This is a genomic window from Pseudarthrobacter kochi, assembly GCF_055412805.1.
This window is the reverse complement of sequence record NZ_JBVAYV010000114.1, coordinates 1-1,082: the sequence shown is the minus strand read 5'-3', so window position 1 is coordinate 1,082 and position 1,082 is coordinate 1. Positions and strand designations below refer to the sequence as shown.

Sequence of the window (1,082 nt, the reverse complement as noted above, 5' to 3'; positions counted from 1 at the left end):
ACCTCCGCGGCTCCGCCCTCGGCTTCCGCAACCTCACCAACTACATCGCCAGATCACTCCTCGAATCCGGCGGATTCAGACCGAAACTACACTCTCAATTCTGAAGAGCCAGAAAACGAATCCACGGAATTGCCCGGGTACTTGAGTTCGCCCGCGACGGCCATACCGGGCTGAATAGCCTTGGAGACATCCCTGGCCGTTTCTCGGTTAATTCCACGAGACACATGGCAATTGGGCGAAAAGGGTCGGATTCGAACTCCGATGAGCCCTTCAGATTCGTTCCACAGCCCATCATGGATTGGCTTATGGATCATCTCCATCTGATCGACCTGGGTAGTTCCTATCGAGATGCTGAAACTCGAGCGCTGATCTTCGTCCACGAGCGATGTGGTCGGCGCACGAGCGAGACGTTGAAGTTGAATGACGAGTGCATCTCGTATGACTCGCAAGGCTCGCCCTACCTGGAGTGGCAACAAGGAAAGCCACCTTATGCCATGGGCAATAGGTTACCGCTGCATCAAGAGACACACGATGTGATCCGCCAGTGGCAAGACATCAAGCGGGAACACGGTATCCAATCTCAATGGCTTTTTCCGTCTTCAAATTACAGCACCGCCGACGAGCCGTATCGGGCAAACTTCTTGAGCACCCGAATTCGAAAACTAGCAAAGTTGGTTCAGAAATCTTCTCCGTTCCAGGGAGCAGTAGAAGGATCCGACGGTAACCTTGTACATTTTGACTGGTCGAGCATTGATGCCTATTCGTTTCGACACGCATTCGCCCAACGGCTAGCCGACGCCACTGATGCCGAGGGTAATTCGACAACTCCGCCCGACGTATTGCAGAGCTACATGGGTCACAAGAGTTTCGGAACGACAATGGCCTACTACGAAGTAACGGCTAAGCGCCGCAAGAAAGCCTTGGATGCTCTACCTGCTCGCAGGATAAATTTGCACGGCGAAGTCATAAAAGTTGAGGTGTACTACTGATGTGAGACAGTCTTTGAAAGGATTGTTCCCATGTCTTCCCGTCCCACGTTTTCTGATGAGTTCAAGGCTGATGCTGTTGATCTCGTGATTACT

Annotated in this window: 1 protein-coding gene; it reads left to right on the top strand. The window is 52.3% G+C overall.

Features of this window, described 5'->3' with window-relative positions; translation table 11 throughout:
* Nucleotides 1–305: 305 nt before the first annotated feature.
* Complete coding sequence (locus ACZY0Y_RS19880) at nucleotides 306–989, top strand: tyrosine-type recombinase/integrase (protein WP_463959941.1); 684 nt, start codon at nucleotides 306–308, stop codon at nucleotides 987–989.
* Nucleotides 990–1,082 lie beyond the last annotated feature (93 nt).

Excerpts from the sequence above, each read along its gene's own strand:
- ACZY0Y_RS19880 (WP_463959941.1), top strand. The coding sequence starts at position 306 with ATGGATCATCTCCATCTGATCGACCTGGGTAGTTCCTATCGAGATGCT.